General features: G+C 58.2%; 12 protein-coding genes, 2 tRNA genes and 4 rRNA genes. 5 read left to right on the top strand and 13 right to left on the bottom strand.

The window, feature by feature from the left end:
• Positions 1-93 precede the first annotated feature (93 nt).
• Positions 94-1,624 (bottom strand): 16S ribosomal RNA (locus HH213_RS14740).
• Between the two features lie 287 nt (positions 1,625-1,911).
• On the bottom strand, positions 1,912-3,114 hold the full coding sequence (locus HH213_RS14735; RefSeq protein WP_169112711.1) for a YbfB/YjiJ family MFS transporter: 1,203 nt from the start codon (positions 3,112-3,114) through the stop codon (positions 1,912-1,914).
• Between the two features lie 81 nt (positions 3,115-3,195).
• Here HH213_RS14735 and HH213_RS14730 point away from each other — a divergent pair, with 81 nt between their 5' ends.
• Positions 3,196-3,804 (top strand): TetR/AcrR family transcriptional regulator, encoded by a 609-nt coding sequence (locus HH213_RS14730; protein ID WP_169112710.1) that lies wholly within the window; start codon positions 3,196-3,198, stop codon positions 3,802-3,804.
• Here the strand turns inward: HH213_RS14730 and HH213_RS14725 are convergent.
• Positions 3,791-4,066 carry an SDR family NAD(P)-dependent oxidoreductase gene (locus tag HH213_RS14725; protein ID WP_110850170.1) on the bottom strand — a complete coding sequence of 92 codons (276 nt, stop codon included), beginning with the start codon at positions 4,064-4,066 and terminating at the stop codon, positions 3,791-3,793. The genes HH213_RS14730 and HH213_RS14725 overlap by 14 nt on opposite strands.
• Before the next feature lie 188 nt (positions 4,067-4,254).
• On the opposite strand from HH213_RS14725, the gene HH213_RS14720 reads away from it, so the two are divergent.
• Positions 4,255-5,151: an AraC family transcriptional regulator gene (locus tag HH213_RS14720; RefSeq protein WP_169115189.1), complete on the top strand. Its 897-nt coding sequence runs from the start codon at positions 4,255-4,257 to the stop codon at positions 5,149-5,151.
• Here the strand turns inward: HH213_RS14720 and HH213_RS14715 are convergent.
• The 8 genes from HH213_RS14715 to HH213_RS14680 all read right to left on the bottom strand — a co-directional run bounded on the left by HH213_RS14715 (position 5,148) and on the right by HH213_RS14680 (position 14,139).
• Positions 5,148-6,587 (bottom strand): GTPase domain-containing protein, encoded by a 1,440-nt coding sequence (locus tag HH213_RS14715; protein ID WP_169112709.1) that lies wholly within the window; start codon positions 6,585-6,587, stop codon positions 5,148-5,150. The genes HH213_RS14720 and HH213_RS14715 overlap by 4 nt on opposite strands.
• Positions 6,584-7,948, bottom strand: coding sequence for a DUF2868 domain-containing protein (locus HH213_RS14710; protein ID WP_169112708.1), 1,365 nt, complete (start codon positions 7,946-7,948; stop codon positions 6,584-6,586). The genes HH213_RS14715 and HH213_RS14710 overlap by 4 nt, the downstream gene beginning before the upstream one ends.
• Before the next feature lie 64 nt (positions 7,949-8,012).
• A 5S ribosomal RNA gene (gene rrf / locus HH213_RS14705) occupies positions 8,013-8,125 on the bottom strand.
• Between the two features lie 116 nt (positions 8,126-8,241).
• Positions 8,242-11,115: ribosomal RNA gene (locus HH213_RS14700) — 23S ribosomal RNA — on the bottom strand.
• A gap of 168 nt (positions 11,116-11,283) precedes the next feature.
• Positions 11,284-11,359 (bottom strand) — tRNA-Ala (locus HH213_RS14695).
• Between the two features lie 25 nt (positions 11,360-11,384).
• A tRNA-Ile gene (locus HH213_RS14690) sits at positions 11,385-11,461 on the bottom strand.
• An 81-nt stretch (positions 11,462-11,542) separates the two neighbouring features.
• A 16S ribosomal RNA gene (locus HH213_RS14685) occupies positions 11,543-13,073 on the bottom strand.
• Together the 16S, 23S and 5S rRNA genes with 2 tRNA genes alongside form the textbook arrangement of a ribosomal RNA operon.
• 289 nt (positions 13,074-13,362) lie before the next feature.
• On the bottom strand, positions 13,363-14,139 hold the full coding sequence (locus HH213_RS14680) for an enoyl-CoA hydratase (RefSeq protein ID WP_110846637.1): 777 nt from the start codon (positions 14,137-14,139) through the stop codon (positions 13,363-13,365).
• A 69-nt stretch (positions 14,140-14,208) separates the two neighbouring features.
• Here HH213_RS14680 and HH213_RS14675 point away from each other — a divergent pair, with 69 nt between their 5' ends.
• Positions 14,209-15,480 carry an MFS transporter gene (locus HH213_RS14675; protein ID WP_169112707.1) on the top strand — a complete coding sequence of 424 codons (1,272 nt, stop codon included), beginning with the start codon at positions 14,209-14,211 and terminating at the stop codon, positions 15,478-15,480.
• Between the two features lie 45 nt (positions 15,481-15,525).
• Positions 15,526-15,963: a universal stress protein gene (locus tag HH213_RS14670; protein WP_169112706.1), complete on the top strand. Its 438-nt coding sequence runs from the start codon at positions 15,526-15,528 to the stop codon at positions 15,961-15,963.
• On the opposite strand, the gene mltA is transcribed toward HH213_RS14670, so the two are convergent.
• Both mltA and apaG read right to left on the bottom strand, forming a co-directional pair.
• Positions 15,960-17,183: a murein transglycosylase A gene (gene mltA / locus HH213_RS14665; protein ID WP_169112705.1), complete on the bottom strand. Its 1,224-nt coding sequence runs from the start codon at positions 17,181-17,183 to the stop codon at positions 15,960-15,962. The two genes, HH213_RS14670 and mltA, sit on opposite strands and share 4 nt — an antisense overlap.
• A 95-nt stretch (positions 17,184-17,278) precedes the next feature.
• On the bottom strand, positions 17,279-17,653 hold the full coding sequence (gene apaG / locus HH213_RS14660; RefSeq protein WP_110846633.1) for a Co2+/Mg2+ efflux facilitator ApaG/CorD: 375 nt from the start codon (positions 17,651-17,653) through the stop codon (positions 17,279-17,281).
• A gap of 158 nt (positions 17,654-17,811) precedes the next feature.
• Here apaG and rpe point away from each other — a divergent pair, with 158 nt between their 5' ends.
• Positions 17,812-18,477 (top strand): ribulose-phosphate 3-epimerase, encoded by a 666-nt coding sequence (gene rpe / locus HH213_RS14655; protein WP_110846632.1) that lies wholly within the window; start codon positions 17,812-17,814, stop codon positions 18,475-18,477.
• The last annotated feature ends 1 nt before the right edge of the window (position 18,478 follow it).

Here is an 18,478-nt window from a genome sequence, read left to right as displayed (position 1 = left end):
CTAATAAAACTTTACTTCTTCCAGATTGTTAAAGAACGATACAGCAGATAAGTGTGAGCACTTGGCATGTTCCGAAGAACCTGCAAACTCTAGAAAGGAGGTGATCCAGCCGCACCTTCCGATACGGCTACCTTGTTACGACTTCACCCCAGTCACGAATCCTACCGTGGTAAGCGCCCTCCTTACGGTTAAGCTACCTACTTCTGGTAAAACCCGCTCCCATGGTGTGACGGGCGGTGTGTACAAGACCCGGGAACGTATTCACCGCGACATGCTGATCCGCGATTACTAGCGATTCCAACTTCATGCAGTCGAGTTGCAGACTACAATCCGGACTACGATACACTTTCTGCGATTAGCTCCCCCTCGCGGGTTGGCGGCGCTCTGTATGTACCATTGTATGACGTGTGAAGCCCTACCCATAAGGGCCATGAGGACTTGACGTCATCCCCACCTTCCTCCGGTTTGTCACCGGCAGTCTCATTAGAGTGCTCTTTCGTAGCAACTAATGACAAGGGTTGCGCTCGTTGCGGGACTTAACCCAACATCTCACGACACGAGCTGACGACAGCCATGCAGCACCTGTGTAATGGTTCCCTTTCGGGCACTCTCCAATCTCTCGGAGATTCCATCCATGTCAAGGGTAGGTAAGGTTTTTCGCGTTGCATCGAATTAATCCACATCATCCACCGCTTGTGCGGGTCCCCGTCAATTCCTTTGAGTTTTAATCTTGCGACCGTACTCCCCAGGCGGTCTACTTCACGCGTTAGCTGCGTTACCAAGTCAATTAAGACCCGACAACTAGTAGACATCGTTTAGGGCGTGGACTACCAGGGTATCTAATCCTGTTTGCTCCCCACGCTTTCGTGCATGAGCGTCAGTTTTGACCCAGGGGGCTGCCTTCGCCATCGGTGTTCCTCCACATATCTACGCATTTCACTGCTACACGTGGAATTCTACCCCCCTCTGCCAAACTCTAGCCTTGCAGTCACCATCGCCATTCCCAGGTTGAGCCCGGGGATTTCACGACAGTCTTACAAAACCGCCTGCGCACGCTTTACGCCCAGTAATTCCGATTAACGCTTGCACCCTACGTATTACCGCGGCTGCTGGCACGTAGTTAGCCGGTGCTTATTCTTCAGGTACCGTCATGAGGCCTAGATATTAGCCAGACCCTTTTCTTCCCTGACAAAAGAGCTTTACAACCCGAAGGCCTTCTTCACTCACGCGGCATTGCTGGATCAGGCTTGCGCCCATTGTCCAAAATTCCCCACTGCTGCCTCCCGTAGGAGTCTGGACCGTGTCTCAGTTCCAGTGTGGCTGGTCGTCCTCTCAGACCAGCTACTGATCGATGCCTTGGTAGGCTTTTACCCTACCAACTAGCTAATCAGATATCGGCCGCTCCAGGAGCATGAGGTCTTGCGAGCCCCCACTTTCATCCTTAGATCGTATGCGGTATTAGCGTAACTTTCGCTACGTTATCCCCCACTCCAGGGTACGTTCCGATATATTACTCACCCGTTCGCCACTCGCCACCAGAGCAAGCTCCGTGCTGCCGTTCGACTTGCATGTGTAAGGCATGCCGCCAGCGTTCAATCTGAGCCAGGATCAAACTCTTTAGTTTAATCTCTGTTTGTGACCACTGCTGGTCACTGGTTCGCTCTTCTCAAAAATACTGACAGTATTTCTACTGAATATTTCTTTGTTGAGCATTTAATGCTTTTTGTTGCAGCACCAAATGCCCACACTTATCGACTGTAAATTTTTAAAGATCATTCTGTGTTACTGGCTGAAGAAGCGTTTTGTTCATCAGCGAAGAAGGAAGAGTATGAAGCATTTACTGCATTTCGTCAACCTTCTTTTTTCTCGCTTCACTCTGCATTTGCATGCGTTGTTCTGCGAGGGACAGAATCATAACAAGGCAGTCCTGGGTTTGGCAAGGGCTTTTTTGACGCCGTCCGCCAGCAGGGCGATCACCAGTGCCCCGGCGCCGATGCCCATCAACAGGCGGTGGTTACCGCCGCTGTGTGCAAACACATAGGAATAGGTATAACCGGCCAGCGCCTGGAACAACGCAAACACGGTAGTGGCCTTGCTCCACACTACGTTCTGCGCATGCGCATCGCCCTCCAGGATGCGCTGCACCCGGCTCAGCGTAATCGGCACAATCCCGGGCGGGAAGGAACCGATCACCAGCGTAGCCGCCAGCAGCACCATGTGATCGGTCGAAAACATCATCAGCCCAATCGCGCCGAGTTGCAGCCAGATCGTCAGGTGACTGGTCGGCGCAGGCCCGATACGATCGGACAGCGCGCCATACGCCATCGGCCCGGCAATCGCGCCGACGCCATACACAATCCAGAACAGCGCCGCAGTGTGCGTGCCCCAGCCGAGGCCGCGCGCCACGTAATCCACCAGGAACACCATCATCGGCACCAGTCCTACCGCCATCAGCGCATATTGCAGATACAGCAGATTCAAGTCGAAGCGCACCGCCGCCTGCGCCGCAGCACTCGGCGCGCCGACCGGCACCGGCGTGTGCACCGCATGCGGCCAGCATGCCCAGCTGGCGAAGCTCAGCAACAGCGACAACACACCCAGCCCGAGCCACGTTGCCCGCATGCCCAGATCCAGCAGCAACGGCACCACAGTGCCGGACGCCGCAATGCCCAGGCCGATGCCGAGGAAGATGGCGCCACTCGCCATCCCCTTGCGATGCGCCGGCACATGTGGCAGCACCGTCATCGCCGCCAGCACCATGATAATGCCGCCGGAAATGCCCGACATCAGCCGCCAGCCGAAGAACCACGTCACCGACAGCGGAAACGCGCAGGCGAAAAACGCTGCCGACGCCAGCAGCATCATGGCGCGCAAGGTACGGCGCGCACCATAGCGGCGCGCCAGCGGCCGCCCCATCAAGGCGCCGATCAGATAGCCGACCAGATTGGCGGCGCCAAGGTAAATCACATCCTTGGCGGCAAACCAGTGCGCCTCGATCATCGGCGGTATCAGCGGCGTATAGGCAAAGCGCGCCAGGCCGATGCCCACCAGGCTGGCGCACAGGCCGGCAAAAATGGCACGCGCGGTGGCGCCCCGATTTTCTACGGTATCCATCAAAAATCCTTCAAAGCTGCAATCATGTTTGACAGCATAGTCAAACTTGACACCGCTGTCAAACATCTTGATAATGCCCCCATGGCAGGCATAAGACAATTTGACGAAGACCAGGCGCTGGAACGGGCAATGCACGTATTCTGGCGTCAGGGCTATGGCGCGACCTCCATGCCGGATCTGGCGAAAGCTACCGGCGTGCAGCGCGGCTCCCTCTACCACGCCTATGGCGACAAACAGAGTATCTTCCTGCTGGCGTTCGCGCGCTATCAGCGCCATTATCTGGACATGGTGCGCGAGCGCATGCAGTTGCCGGATCCGGAAGCCGCGCTGCGCGCCTACTTTGCGTATGTGATCAGTTCGATGTCCGAGCCGGTGCCGCAACTGGACGACATGCCGTCGTCGCGCACGCGCGGCTGCCTGACGACCAAGATCGCCACCGACGAAACCGCCATGGACGAGCCGGTACGCAACGCCCTGCGCGGCATGCTGGAAGGATTAGGAGAAGTATTGGAAGCGCGGCTGTCGCAACCGGACGCCCGTGAGCGCCTGACCTTATCGCCGCAAGACGCGGCCCGCCTGCTGGTGACTTTCACGCGCGGCAATGTTGTGATGGAGCGCATCTACCATGGCCCGCAACAACTGCAGGCCACGGCAGACAGCCTGATTCAGATCTTGTTCAAACGTTGTTGATGACCACGTCGACGCGCTTGTGGACATCATGCGCAAACGCCAGGAATTCACGCATTTCCTCCGGCTGATTGACGTCCAGCGCGAACCATTCGGCCGAGCCGCCGGCCTTGCGGATTTCCGCCACCAGCGCGTGCAGCTTGCTGGAACGGCGCGCGCCCAGCACCACGTGATGTCCCTCGCCCGCCAGCTGACGCGCGGTGGCCGGACCGCATCCCCGGCTGGCGCCGGCGATCAAAATAACTTTGCGATGAGTTTCCGTCATGATGCATCCTCCCCAGGCCATTAACACAGGCTGCATCTTACGGAGGAACGGCCATGCTGCAAATGCACATGGCTATGCAGTTCTTGCCTAATCCTATAGATCGCGCCATCAACGGTAGCGGCGGGACCAGGAATCATGGATCATTCCTATTCCAGACCGCATACAAGAGGAGTAGAAGCGTGGACCGCATGATCGCCCTGCACACCCAGATGGCGCGCACCGATGGCTATACCGAAACGTTGGTAGATGACGTACGCCTGACTCGCTCCACGCAAAGCACCACCAAATCGCCGGTGATGTACGAGCCGTGCATCGCCATTGCCATACAGGGCCGCAAGCGCACCTACTTCGGCAACGAGACGATGCAGTTCGACGCCGACCATTACCTGGTGGTGGCGGTGCCGATGCCGTTCACCGCCACCACCGAGGCGTCGCCGGAGCATCCGTTTCTCGGCATCTCGATCCGCGTCGACCGCACCACGTTGGCCGACCTGATGTTTGCCATCGACCAGAGCGATACCGAAGTGCCGGCCATGCCGAAAGGGATGATGGTCACGCGCATGGACGAGCGCCTGCGCGACACCGTGCTGCGCCTGCTCGAAGCGCTGAACTCGCCGCTGGAAGCGCGCGTACTGGGACCGGGCATCGTGCGTGAAATCTGCTACCGCGCACTGATGGGCGAGCAAGGCGCGGCAATGCGCGCGGCACTCACCAGCCAGGGGCAGTTCGGCCGCATCGCCAAGGCCTTGCGCCGCATCCACGCCGACTATGCGGCCGACATCGACGTCGGCATGCTGGCGGCGGAAGCCAGCATGAGCGTGCCGGCCTTTCACGTTCACTTCAAGTCGGTCACGCATTGTTCGCCGATCCAGTATCTGAAATCGGCGCGCCTGCTGCAAGCGCGGCTGCTGATGGCGCGCAACGACATGACGGCACAGGCTGCGTCGGCGCAAGTCGGCTATGAAAGCCCGTCGCAATTCAGCCGTGAATTCAAACGCTACTTTGGCCGCAGCCCGAGTGAAGAAGCGCATGCCGTGCGGCGCCTGCTCAACGTACAGCCGGTGGAAGCGGCGCGGTTGATCTAAGCGCGCGGCGCCAGGCCGGGATAGAGCTGCGCCAGCGTCGCCGATACCATCTTTTTCATCAACGGTTGCAGCACGGTGGGTGCATGGCGCGCCTGTTTCCACACGGCGGCCAGCTCGGCCTGATGCTGCGTCACCACCTGCTCGACCGCGCTTTGCCAGAACGCCGGCGCTTCGCCATCAACAAAGCTGCCGCGCCCCCGGCCGAAATGCGCCACCGCCAGATAGCGCAGGATGCCGGCCACCACCAGTGTCTGCATGAACGCATCGGTGAATTGCATCGTCGCCTGATGACGGTCGGTGCTGGAATTGAACCCCCATGCGGCACCGGCAAACGTCAGCGCGCCAGCCAGGCCACCGAGCAAGGCGCCACCGCCCAGCGTCAGACCACCCGCCAGCAGGTCCGCCGACAAACCGGTCGCCGCGCCGGAAATCATTGCGCCCAGCAGGCCGGCTTGCGCCTTGTCGATCGGTGCCCGCACGGCGAAATGCTCGCGCACCTGCTCGCTGATTTGCGCCACGTTGGCCGGGTCCAGCTGATGCAGTATCAGCAGCTCACGCGTCGTCTCGGTGGTGCGTCGATTGAGGCGCGCGACCAGTTGGCCCATCGCCTGGTCCTGCCGCTGCTGCGCGGCATTGCGGCCGATACCGACCACTTTCAACGCGGACTTGAGCATGCCCGCGCCCTCTTCCGGCATGGCCTCGCTGTCGAGCACGGCGGCCAATAATTGCGTGGCCAGCAGCTCCATCGATTGCTCGTAACGGTCGGCGTTGCGCGCTTCCCATACACTGAACAGGCGCGCGTAGGCAGGCTGCAATTCCGACGGCAGCAACTTGGCCAGCGCGTCATAAAACACCCGCTCATGCACCCAGCTGCGGGCGAAGGCATCGAGCGCCAACAGGTCGCGCACGGCAGGATATTGGCGCAGATGATCGCGCCAGCGTGCTTGCTCCAGCTGCTCTTCCGCTAGCGGACGCGGACGGCCGGTCTGGTTCAGCAATACGACCACCGGCTTGCCCAGCCAATCAAGAATCTTCATCTCGGCCGGCACGTAACCGGCGTCCTGCGGATCTTCGGACGAATTCACCAGATACAGTACGATGTCGGCGGAGTCACGCGCGGCGCGCAGCGCTTGCTGGCTCAGCCAGAACGGCCGGTCGCGATAGCGGTCCAGCACTTCGCGCAGGAACCAGCCAATCGGGTTGCCGGCCTGCGCCAGGCGCTTTTGCAAACGCACCGAATCGCCGAAACCGGGCGTATCCCACAGCTGCAACACATCGCCTTGCGGCGTGGTCAGCAAGGTATGCGGCTCGGAGTGGACGGTGACGTGAGCAGCATCGCGTACCTCGCCGACATCCACGCCCATCAGCGTGCGCGCCAAGGTGGTCTTGCCGTTGTTGGTGTGCGAGATCAGTGCCAGTTGAATGGTATTGCTCATGCCGGCGCCTGCAGATTAACGACCGTGGCAGCGGTTCGATGGAAACGGCAGAACTCCTGCCACAAGGCGATGCGTTCGGCCAGACGCTCCGGCCCCATGCGCTCCAGATAAGCGGATTCGTCCAGCAGCACGGTCACGCCGCGCGGCACAGCGCTGGTCAGCGCATCGAGGAAAGCGCCGTGGTTTTCCTGCTCAGGTGTTGCACTCAGATTAAACAACGCTGCGGTTGCGGCGGCCTCGGTATCGTCGCTCACTTGTGGCATTTCGCCGTAGGCGGTCGATGGCCGCAACATCAGGCGGCCCTGCTCGCCAAACATTTCACTGGCGATCTTCTGCAGGCGGCGGTGGCGTTGCTCGTCGACGGTAAAGCTGTACGGCAGCACTCGCAGCGTGCCGCCTTGCGCCATGCCCATTGCATCGTTCAGCTTGCGGAAGTAAGGCTGTTCCAGATCGAGCGGGAAGTGACGCGCCAGCCGTGCCGCGCGCCATTGCGCGAACGCCGCCAGCAGCAAGCGCGGCAATACAACCAGCAGCACGATGGTGGCGGCATACAGGTGAACCCAGCGCGCGCCGCCGCCCGCCGCCGTCGTATTGGGGAAGCGCAGCGCGTCAATCTCCGCCAGCGTGAAACCTTGCAGGTGGAATAGCGAGACGGCCGGCGCAAACAGGATGGTCAGCAGATTATGAACCTGCTCCGCGTCGAGGAAGGTGCTTTCCCAGCCGGCGGCATATTGCGACAGCAGGCCGCGCGCGTACAACGAAAGCAGCGCGCCAGTGGCAAACATGGCCGCGCTCAGATGAATGGTGCGACTGAGGCGAGCGGACGTCAACTTGGCACTCAGCTGCGACCAGTCGGTGGCGAAATTCACCAACGCAGTGGACAACACCGCCGGCAATTTACGCGGTGGCTTCAGGCGACGCGGCACGCGTGGTTTCGATGGAATAAACAGCCAGATCAGCAAGCCCAGGTAGACCAGCAGATTCCACGCAATGATCAACAGCAGCGGCGCCGACAATAAATCGACACGATGCGGATCGGTGATGCGGTCGAGACCGGCGCCAAGCAACAGGCCGATGACCGGCAAGGCCCAGCCCAGCGCACGCAACGGCGCCCGCTGTTGCAGGAAGCCGGCAAATGCCGGATGGCGTTCGGCCAGGCGCTTGAGGATTTGTTCGGCGCGCTGTTGGAGGAAATCGTCGCCGGTGGCTTCCGACTTGCGGTCCGCCGCCCGCCACTGCGCCAGCTCGCGCGCACTGCGGCTGGCATACAGGCGATCATCGTCGCTGAGGATCTCCTTGTTTTGATCGGTGGTCTCGATGGCGCGGACCAGCACGACGTCTCTTGCAGTATGTTCATTCATGCAAAGAGTATAAACGCGAAAAAGCCCCGACCGGATCACCGGAGGGGGCTTCTTCTAATAACTAGCTTGACGATAACCTACTTTCACACTGGTTGCAGCACTATCATCGGCGTAGAGTCGTTTCACGGTCCTGTTCGGGATGGGAAGGGGTGGGACCGACTTACTATGGTCATCAAGCTTTGACTTGTGTGCTGTGCAGCCAACGGCTGCACAGCGAATCTGGGAGAAGTAAAGTTTTGTGTTGGGTAGCACCACTCATCATCAGAGTAAATGCGTATAACCGTCAAGGTTATAGGGACAAGCCGTACGGGCAATTAGTATCAGTTAGCTTAATGCATTACTGCACTTCCACACCTGACCTATCAACGTCCTGGTCTCGAACGACCCTTCAAAGAGCTCAAGGCTCTGGGAAATCTCATCTTAAGGCAAGTTTCCCGCTTAGATGCTTTCAGCGGTTATCTCTTCCAGACTTAGCTACCCGGCAATGCCACTGGCGTGACAACCGGTACACCAGAGGTCTGTCCACTCCGGTCCTCTCGTACTAGGAGCAGCCCCCTTCAAATTTCCAACGCCCACGGCAGATAGGGACCAAACTGTCTCACGACGTTTTAAACCCAGCTCACGTACCACTTTAAATGGCGAACAGCCATACCCTTGGGACCGGCTACAGCCCCAGGATGTGATGAGCCGACATCGAGGTGCCAAACTCCCCCGTCGATATGAACTCTTGGGAGGAATCAGCCTGTTATCCCCAGAGTACCTTTTATCCGTTGAGCGATGGCCCTTCCATACAGAACCACCGGATCACTATGTCCTACTTTCGTACCTGCTCGACTTGTCAGTCTCGCAGTTAAGCACGCTTATGCCATTGCACTATCATCACGATGTCCGACCGTAATTAGCGTACCTTCGAACTCCTCCGTTACACTTTAGGAGGAGACCGCCCCAGTCAAACTGCCTACCATGCACTGTCCCCGATCCGGATAACGGACCAAGGTTAGAACCTCAAACAAACCAGGGTGGTATTTCAAGGTTGGCTCCATAGAGACTGGCGTCCCTACTTCAAAGCCTCCCACCTATCCTACACAGATTGGTTCAAAGTCCAATGCAAAGCTACAGTAAAGGTTCATGGGGTCTTTCCGTCTAGCCGCGGGTAGATTGCATCATCACAAACATTTCAACTTCGCTGAGTCTCGGGAGGAGACAGTGTGGCCATCGTTACGCCATTCGTGCAGGTCGGAACTTACCCGACAAGGAATTTCGCTACCTTAGGACCGTTATAGTTACGGCCGCCGTTTACTGGGACTTCAATCAAGAGCTTGCACCCCATCATTTAATCTTCCAGCACCGGGCAGGCGTCACACCCTATACGTCCACTTTCGTGTTTGCAGAGTGCTGTGTTTTTATTAAACAGTCGCAGCCACCAGTTTATTGCAACCCGTTCGCCCTACTGAAGTAAATCAGCCAAGCTACAAGGGCGTACCTTTTCCCGAAGTTACGGTACCAATTTGCCGAGTTCCTTCTCCCGAGTTCTCTCAAGCGCCTTAGAATACTCATCTCGCCCACCTGTGTCGGTTTGCGGTACGGTCTCGTATGACTGAAGCTTAGAGGCTTTTCTTGGAACCACTTCCGATTGCTACGTGTACAAGTACACTCGTCCCACTCCCTTGAATTACGTGCCCGGATTTGCCTAAGCACCTTCTATGAAGCAGAAACTGACTATTCCAACAGTCAGACAACCTTCCGCGATCCGTCCCCCCATCGCATCATACGACGGTGCAGGAATATTAACCTGCTTCCCATCAGCTACGCATCTCTGCCTCGCCTTAGGGGCCGACTCACCCTGCTCCGATGAACGTTGAACAGGAAACCTTGGGCTTACGGCGTGGGGGCTTTTCACCCCCATTATCGCTACTCATGTCAGCATTCGCACTTCTGATACCTCCAGCATCCTTTACAAGACACCTTCGCAGGCTTACAGAACGCTCTCCTACCATATGCTAAAAGCATATCCGCAGCTTCGGTGACTGGCTTAGCCCCGTTACATCTTCCGCGCAGGACGACTCGATCAGTGAGCTATTACGCTTTCTTTAAATGATGGCTGCTTCTAAGCCAACATCCTGACTGTTTTAGCCTTCCCACTTCGTTTTCCACTTAGCCAATCTTTGGGACCTTAGCTGGCGGTCTGGGTTGTTTCCCTCTTGACGCCGGACGTTAGCACCCGACGTCTGTCTCCCAAGCTCGCACTCATCGGTATTCGGAGTTTGCAATGGTTTGGTAAGTCGCGATGACCCCCTAGCCATAACAGTGCTCTACCCCCGATGGTGATACTTGAGGCACTACCTAAATAGTTTTCGGAGAGAACCAGCTATTTCCAAGTTTGTTTAGCCTTTCACCCCTACCCACAGCTCATCCCCTAATTTTTCAACATTAGTGGGTTCGGACCTCCAGTGCGTGTTACCGCACCTTCATCCTGGCCATGAGTAGATCACTTGGTTTCGGGTCTACACCCAGCGACTATCGCCCTGTTCGGACTCGATTTCTCTACGGCTTCCCTATTCGGTTAACCTTGCCACTGAATGTAAGTCGCTGACCCATTATACAAAAGGTACGCAGTCACGGAACAAGTCCGCTCCTACTGTTTGTATGCACACGGTTTCAGGATCTATTTCACTCCCCTCCCGGGGTTCTTTTCGCCTTTCCCTCACGGTACTGGTTCACTATCGGTCGATTACGAGTATTTAGCCTTGGAGGATGGTCCCCCCATATTCAGACAGGATTTCTCGTGTCCCGCCCTACTTGTCGCACGCTTAGTACCACCGGTCTGATTTCATGTACGGGGCTATCACCCGCTATGGCTGCCATTTCCAGAGCATTCCATTATCAGTCCGACTATCACGTGCAGGCTCTTCCCATTTCGCTCGCCACTACTTTGGGAATCTCGGTTGATTTCTTTTCCTGCAGCTACTTAGATGTTTCAGTTCGCCGCGTTCGCTTCACACACCTATGTATTCAGTGAGTGATGACCTAAAAGGCCGGGTTTCCCCATTCGGAAATCTGCGGATCAAAGCTTGTTTGCTAGCTCCCCGCAGCTTATCGCAAGCTACTACGTCCTTCATCGCCTGTAATCGCCAAGGCATCCACCATGTGCACTTATTCACTTGTCCCTATAACCTTGACGGCTATAGTTCTAAGCATTTACTACTTTGTGATGATGAGTTTTACTACCCAGGCGTGTATCTGTCGACACACACCTAATAAAACTTTACTTCTTCCAGATTGTTAAAGAACGATACTGCTTTTACCTAAGCATCTCTTGCTTACGTAAAAACAGGTGGTGGAGGATGACGGGATCGAACCGACGACCCCCTGCTTGCAAAGCAGGTGCTCTCCCAGCTGAGCTAATCCCCCTATGGGTACCACGAATACAGGCAACTGGTAGGGCTGGTTGGACTCGAACCAACGACCCCCGCGTTATCAACACGGTGCTCTAACCAGCTGAGCTACAGCCCCAATATTTGCTGTTCTTTTATTGTCTACAGTCGATAAGTGTGAGCGCTTGAAAGTGATTCCGAAGAATCCTGCAAACTCTAGAAAGGAGGTGATCCAGCCGCACCTTCCGATACGGCTACCTTGTTACGACTTCACCCCAGTCACGAATCCTACCGTGGTAAGCGCCCTCCTTACGGTTAAGCTACCTACTTCTGGTAAAACCCGCTCCCATGGTGTGACGGGCGGTGTGTACAAGACCCGGGAACGTATTCACCGCGACATGCTGATCCGCGATTACTAGCGATTCCAACTTCATGCAGTCGAGTTGCAGACTACAATCCGGACTACGATACACTTTCTGCGATTAGCTCCCCCTCGCGGGTTGGCGGCGCTCTGTATGTACCATTGTATGACGTGTGAAGCCCTACCCATAAGGGCCATGAGGACTTGACGTCATCCCCACCTTCCTCCGGTTTGTCACCGGCAGTCTCATTAGAGTGCTCTTTCGTAGCAACTAATGACAAGGGTTGCGCTCGTTGCGGGACTTAACCCAACATCTCACGACACGAGCTGACGACAGCCATGCAGCACCTGTGTAATGGTTCCCTTTCGGGCACTCCTCAATCTCTCGAAGATTCCATCCATGTCAAGGGTAGGTAAGGTTTTTCGCGTTGCATCGAATTAATCCACATCATCCACCGCTTGTGCGGGTCCCCGTCAATTCCTTTGAGTTTTAATCTTGCGACCGTACTCCCCAGGCGGTCTACTTCACGCGTTAGCTGCGTTACCAAGTCAATTAAGACCCGACAACTAGTAGACATCGTTTAGGGCGTGGACTACCAGGGTATCTAATCCTGTTTGCTCCCCACGCTTTCGTGCATGAGCGTCAGTTTTGACCCAGGGGGCTGCCTTCGCCATCGGTGTTCCTCCACATATCTACGCATTTCACTGCTACACGTGGAATTCTACCCCCCTCTGCCAAACTCTAGCCTTGCAGTCACCATCGCCATTCCCAGGTTGAGCCCGGGGATTTCACGACAGTCTTACAAAACCGCCTGCGCACGCTTTACGCCCAGTAATTCCGATTAACGCTTGCACCCTACGTATTACCGCGGCTGCTGGCACGTAGTTAGCCGGTGCTTATTCTTCAGGTACCGTCATGAGGCCTAGATATTAGCCAGACCCTTTTCTTCCCTGACAAAAGAGCTTTACAACCCGAAGGCCTTCTTCACTCACGCGGCATTGCTGGATCAGGCTTGCGCCCATTGTCCAAAATTCCCCACTGCTGCCTCCCGTAGGAGTCTGGACCGTGTCTCAGTTCCAGTGTGGCTGGTCGTCCTCTCAGACCAGCTACTGATCGATGCCTTGGTAGGCTTTTACCCTACCAACTAGCTAATCAGATATCGGCCGCTCCAGGAGCATGAGGTCTTGCGATCCCCCACTTTCATCCTTAGATCGTATGCGGTATTAGCGTAACTTTCGCTACGTTATCCCCCACTCCAGGGTACGTTCCGATATATTACTCACCCGTTCGCCACTCGCCACCAGAGCAAGCTCCGTGCTGCCGTTCGACTTGCATGTGTAAGGCATGCCGCCAGCGTTCAATCTGAGCCAGGATCAAACTCTTTAGTTTAATCTCTGTTTTAGCCATTGCTGGCTTGGTTCGCTCTTCTCAAAAATACTGACAGTATTTCTACTGAATATTTCTTTGTTGAGCATTTAATGCTTTTTGTTGCAGCATCAAACGCCCACATTTATCGACTGTAAATTTTTAAAGATCATTCTGTACTGCATGCTGACAAAGCGTTTTGTCTGTCAGCGAAGAAGGAAGAGTATGAAGCGTTTGCAGCATTTCGTCAACCTTCTTTTTTCCCGCTTAACTCAGCATTTACATGCGTTGCCTTGCGAGGGACCGAATCATATCAAAGCCCCTCGAAGTTTGGCAAGCGCTTTTCCAAGAAAGCTTTCATGCCCTCTTTTTGCGCCGGCGTGCCGAAGCCGGACTGGAACAACTGGCGCTCATACGCAACACCTTGCGACAGCGTGGTTTCGAAGGCGCGGTTGACCGCATCCTTGATCTGCATGGCCACCGAAGTCGGCATGGCGGCGATCTGTTTGGCGGCGGTCAGCACTTCTTCCAGCAGCTTATCGGCCGGCACCACGCGTGACACCAGGCCGATCCGTTCGGCTTCGGCAGCATCAATGGTACGGGCGGTCAGCAGCAGGTCCATGGCCTTGGCCTTGCCAATGGCGCGCGGCAGGCGCTGGGTGCCGCCGGCGCCCGGCGTCACGCCGACCTTGATTTCCGGCTGGCCGAACTTGGCGTTGTCCGCCGCGATCAGAAAGTCGCACATCATCGCCAGCTCGCAGCCGCCGCCCAGCGCGTAGCCGGCCACGGCGCCCACCACCGGCTTGCGGATGCGCAGGATGTGTTCCCAGTTGCGGCCTATATAGTTGTCACGATGCGTGTCCGGGTAGGTGTAGTCCACCATGGCGGCGATGTCGGCGCCGGCGGCAAACGCTTTCTCGCTGCCGGTCAGCACGATGCAGCCGATGGCCGGGTCGGCGTCGAACTTATATAGGGCGTCGCCCAGCTCGTTCATCATATTGTCGTTGAGCGCATTCAGCGCTTTTGGACGGTTCAGACGGATCAAGGCTACTTTGTCGTGCACTTCGACGATCAGGTCTTCATATGCCATGCGTTCCTCCAGGTGGAAAATTTACCGGCCGATTGTAGCGCCTATCTCCGCCGCTGGTATGATTGATATTTGGCAACCCGCATTCAAGAGCCTCCCATTCTTAACGCCCTCCGCAACGACGAATTACTGCGCAACGGCGATTTCCGCCGCTACTGGTCGAGCGCCATCCTGAATGGCTTCGGCAGCTATATCAGCGGACTGGCGCTGCCGCTGTGCGCGGTGCTGCTATTAAAAGCCTCGCCGGCGCAGATGGGCATGATGGGCGCGGCAGCGGCGCTGCCGTTTGCGCTGCTGGCCCTGCCCGCCGGCGTTTTCCTCGACCGCAGCCGCAAACTGCCGATCCTGCTGACCAGCAAGGCGATCCAGGCTACCTCGCTGGCCAGCATTCCGCTGGCATGGTGGCTGGGGCTGCTGACGGTGGAGTGGATGTATGCGGCGTCATTCATCACCGGCGCCTGCGCCGTGGTGGGCGGCGGCGCCGAGCAGGTGTTCCTGACCAATATGATCGGCCGCGACAAGCTGACCGACGCCCAATCCAAGTTCACCGCCACCGATTCCATCGCCCGCCTGGTGGCGCCCGGTTTTGCCGGCCTGCTGATCCAGTGGCTGACCGCACCCTACGCCGTGCTGCTGAACGCCATCGGCTTTCTGGTCTCGATCGGGCTGCTGCGCAAGCTGAAGGCCAATGATCCCAAGCCGCCGCCGTCCAACAAGCATCCGCTGCGCGACATCCAGGATGGCATTCTGTTCATCTGGCGCCATCCGCTGCTGCGCAAGCTGGCCTGGGCGGCAGGCTGCTGGCATATGCTGTTTTATGGCTTCGTGGCGTTGCACGTGATTTTCGCCACCCGCGAACTGGGCATGAGCGCCGGCATGCTGGGGGCGGCGCAGATGGTCGGCGGTATCGGCGTGCTGGCCAGCTCCCTGCTATTGAAGCCCTTGACCCGGCGCTATGGCGCCACCGGCGCGATGCTGGCCGGCATGGGCCTGTGCACGGTGGCCTACATCGTCACGCCGCTGATTCCGGCCAATCTGTTCGGCTATCCGCTGGCCAGTGCCGCCGTTTGCGCCGCCATGTCGTTTTTTCTCGATTGCGGTGTGATACTGTTCCTGCTGCCCTACACCACGCTGCGCCAGCAGGTCACGCCGGACGCCTACCTCGGCCGTATGATGTCGACCATGCGCTTTCTGACCGGCGCGATTGCGCCGCTCGGTGCGCTGGCCGGCGGCTACCTCGGCGAACATTTCAGCATCCGCACCGGTCTGGCCTGCGTGGCGGCCGGCGCCATCGTGCTGATGCTGGTGCTGGCGCTGTCGCCACCCGTGCGCCAGAAAAGCTGACTAGCCAGTAGGCTGACTCTATTGATCAATTGACAGGAGTTAGCCATGTTCAAATCCATTCTGCTGCCGACGGACGGCTCCGAGCTGTCCGACAAAGCCACCGCGATTGCGGTGGAATTCGCCCGCCTGCACCAGTCGCGCATCACAGCGCTGACGGTAATCCAGCCGCTGCTGCTGCCAGCGCTGGGCGACAGCGGTGCCGTGGCCGACGCCGGCCAGTACGAAATCCAGATGCAGGACGCCGCCCGCGCTCACATCGAGCGGGTGGCGGCGGCCGCCAATGCGGCCGGCATTCCATTTGAGGGAGTGATTGCGGTATCGCCCAATCCCTATGAAGAGATTGTGGCCGCCGCCGAAAAGTACGGCTGCGACCTGATCATGATGGCGTCGCACGGCCGCAGCGGCCTGAGCAAGCTGCTGATGGGCAGCGAAACCCAGAGCGTGCTGTCGCACACCACGCTGCCCGTGCTGGTATTGCGTTAAAACTTCTTCGGCAGCAGCACCCAGACGCTGCCGCGCTGCTTCATACGGCCCGCATTCTCGGCCGCCTCGGCGCCGAAGCCGAAGAAGTAGTCGACCCGGATCGCGCCACGGATGGCGCCGCCCGTGTCCTGCGCCATCACCAGCCGCTGCAGCGGAATATCGCTGTTCGGCTGGGTGGTGGACAGGAATACCGGCGCCCCCTGCGGCAGCTGGGTGGCGTCGATGGCCACGGAGCGTTGCGGCGTCAGCGGCACGCCCAGCGAACCTTTCGGCCCCACTTTCGGGTCCGGCAGGCGCTCTTCCTTGAAGAACACATAGCTCGGATTCGCATTGAACAGTTCCTGCATGCGGGTCGGATGGCCGGCGATCCACGCCTTGATGCCCTGCGCCGAAGCCTGCTCCAGCGTCAGCTCGCCCTTCTCCACCAGATACTTGCCGATCGATTTATATGGCTGGCCATTCTGGTCGGCGTACGCCACGCGCACCGTCTCGCCGGTGTCGCTCAACTGCACCCGCCCCGAACCCTGCACCTGCAGGAAGAACGATTCCACCGGATCGTCCACCCACAGCAGCTCCTTGCCGCTGAAATTGGCCGATTCGATCTCGGCGCGGGTGGAATACGGCACCACCTTCTTGCCCACCAGCTTGCCGCGCAGGCGCATGCCCTTCAGCTCCGGATAGACGCTGGCCAGGTCGATGGTCAGCATATCGTCCGGCACCTTGTACAGCGGTGTCTGGTAAGGGCCGCCCTTCTTACGGGCGCCGTGCAGCAGCGGCTCGTAGTAGCCGGTGATCAGGCCGTCGGTGGCGCCGTCGGCCGCGATCACCTGGTTCGGCTCCATGAAGGCTTCAAAGAAGGTGCGAATGGCTTTTTCGTCGTTGCCGTTGACGGTGCGGGCCACGGTGCACGGCTCCTTCCACAGCGCCTGCCTGATCAGCACCGAGCATGAGGAGGTGAACGCCGGCCAGGCGGCGCGCAGGTCGTCGCGCTCCCATCCCGGCAACTGCGCGAAGGTCGCCGGCACCATTTGCAGCGCGCCGGGCTTGGCCGGTTCGGCCGGCGGCGTTGGCGGCACCGGCGCGACGGGCGGCACTGGCACGAACACCGGCGGCGTCGGCTGGGCCGGCTTTTCAGGCGGCAGCGGAGTGGAAGTACAAGCGGCCAGCGCCAGCGCGACGGCGCTCAGCGAAACGGGTAGACTACGACGTGGAGATAACATAAAGGCTAACTATGTGGGTATTAATGGTGGAAGCGGGCGTGGCGTTTTTCCTGCTGGTGTTCATCGTCTGGTGGACGATGAAAGGCAAGAAGTGATCAATGCAGCGTGCGCGGCAGCGACAGCACGAATTCCGGGATCTTGACTTCGAACTGGTGACCATCCTCGGCCACGCAGAAATATTCGCCGACCATCGAACCCTGCGTGGTTTGCAGCGCGGAGCCGCTGGTGTATTCGAACACTTCGCCGGGCTGCAGCAGTGGCTGATGGCCGACCACGCCCAGTCCGCGCACTTCTTCCACATGGTTGTTGGCGTCCGTGATCACCCAATGGCGCGAGATCAGCTGCGCCGCCACCGTGCCGGTGTTTTTGATCGTAATCGAGTACGTAAACACAAAATTAGTGCGTTCCGGGTCCGACTGGTCCGGCAGGTACTGGGTTCTGACCGACACGGTAAATTCATAAGTGGGCATCAACATTCCTCTAAAAAGCAAGCTTGGCGATCATATATCACCAAGCATCCATTGCACCGCAAATCCGCCCTGTATGCAAGGACGGCGCAGCTGAAAACAGGCGCAATGGCGTGGAGCAGCGTAAAATAACGCATCTTTTTCAATGCCAGCCTAAAGCCATGACCACTTTCCGCATCGCTCCCAGCATCCTGTCCGCCGACTTCGCCCGCCTGGGTGAAGAAGTACGCAACGTCGTAACGGCAGGCGCCGACATGATCCACTTTGACGTGATGGACAACCATTATGTTCCCAACCTGACCATCGGCCCGCTGGTGTGCCAGGCGATCCGTCCGCACGTGGAAGTGCCGATCGATGTGCACCTGATGGTCAAGCCGGTCGACCGCATCATTCCCGACTTCGCCAAGGCCGGCGCCAACATCATCACCTTCCACCCGGAAGCGTCGGACCACATTGACCGCTCGCTGCAACTGATCCGCGACCACGGCTGCAAGGCCGGCCTGGTGTTCAACCCGGCCACCCCGCTGAGCTACCTGGAACACGTGATGGACAAGATCGACATGATCCTGATCATGTCGGTCAACCCGGGCTTCGGCGGCCAGTCCTTCATTCCGCACGCGCTGAAGAAAATCGCTGAAGCGCGCCGCCTGATCGACGACTCCGGCCGCGACATCCTGCTGGAAGTCGACGGTGGCATCAAGATCGACAACATCGCCGCCGCCGCTGCCGCCGGCGCCGACACCTTCGTGGCCGGTTCCGCCATCTTCGGCCAGCCGGACTACAAGGCCGTGATCGACGCCATGCGCGCCAACCTGGCCAAGGCATAAG

This window comes from Duganella dendranthematis, from assembly GCF_012849375.1.
In the GTDB taxonomy this organism is placed as follows: domain Bacteria; phylum Pseudomonadota; class Gammaproteobacteria; order Burkholderiales; family Burkholderiaceae_D; genus Rugamonas; species Rugamonas dendranthematis.
The sequence above is the reverse complement of the archived record's forward strand: the minus strand, read 5'-3'. Positions and strand labels throughout refer to the sequence as shown.

Bases quoted from the DNA above. Each gene is read 5' to 3' on its own strand.
- HH213_RS14725 (WP_110850170.1), bottom strand. From the start codon at position 4,066: ATGACGGAAACTCATCGCAAAGTTATTTTGATCGCCGGCGCCAGCCGG.
- HH213_RS14715 (WP_169112709.1), bottom strand. From the start codon at position 6,587: ATGAGCAATACCATTCAACTGGCACTGATCTCGCACACCAACAACGGC.
- HH213_RS14720 (WP_169115189.1), top strand. From the start codon at position 4,255: ATGATCGCCCTGCACACCCAGATGGCGCGCACCGATGGCTATACCGAA.
- HH213_RS14670 (WP_169112706.1), top strand. From the start codon at position 15,526: ATGTTCAAATCCATTCTGCTGCCGACGGACGGCTCCGAGCTGTCCGAC.
- HH213_RS14680 (WP_110846637.1), bottom strand. From the start codon at position 14,139: ATGGCATATGAAGACCTGATCGTCGAAGTGCACGACAAAGTAGCCTTG.
- mltA (WP_169112705.1), bottom strand. From the start codon at position 17,183: ATGTTATCTCCACGTCGTAGTCTACCCGTTTCGCTGAGCGCCGTCGCG.
- HH213_RS14710 (WP_169112708.1), bottom strand. From the start codon at position 7,948: ATGAATGAACATACTGCAAGAGACGTCGTGCTGGTCCGCGCCATCGAG.
- HH213_RS14730 (WP_169112710.1), top strand. From the start codon at position 3,196: ATGGCAGGCATAAGACAATTTGACGAAGACCAGGCGCTGGAACGGGCA.
- apaG (WP_110846633.1), bottom strand. From the start codon at position 17,653: ATGCCCACTTATGAATTTACCGTGTCGGTCAGAACCCAGTACCTGCCG.
- HH213_RS14735 (WP_169112711.1), bottom strand. From the start codon at position 3,114: ATGGATACCGTAGAAAATCGGGGCGCCACCGCGCGTGCCATTTTTGCC.
- rpe (WP_110846632.1), top strand. From the start codon at position 17,812: ATGACCACTTTCCGCATCGCTCCCAGCATCCTGTCCGCCGACTTCGCC.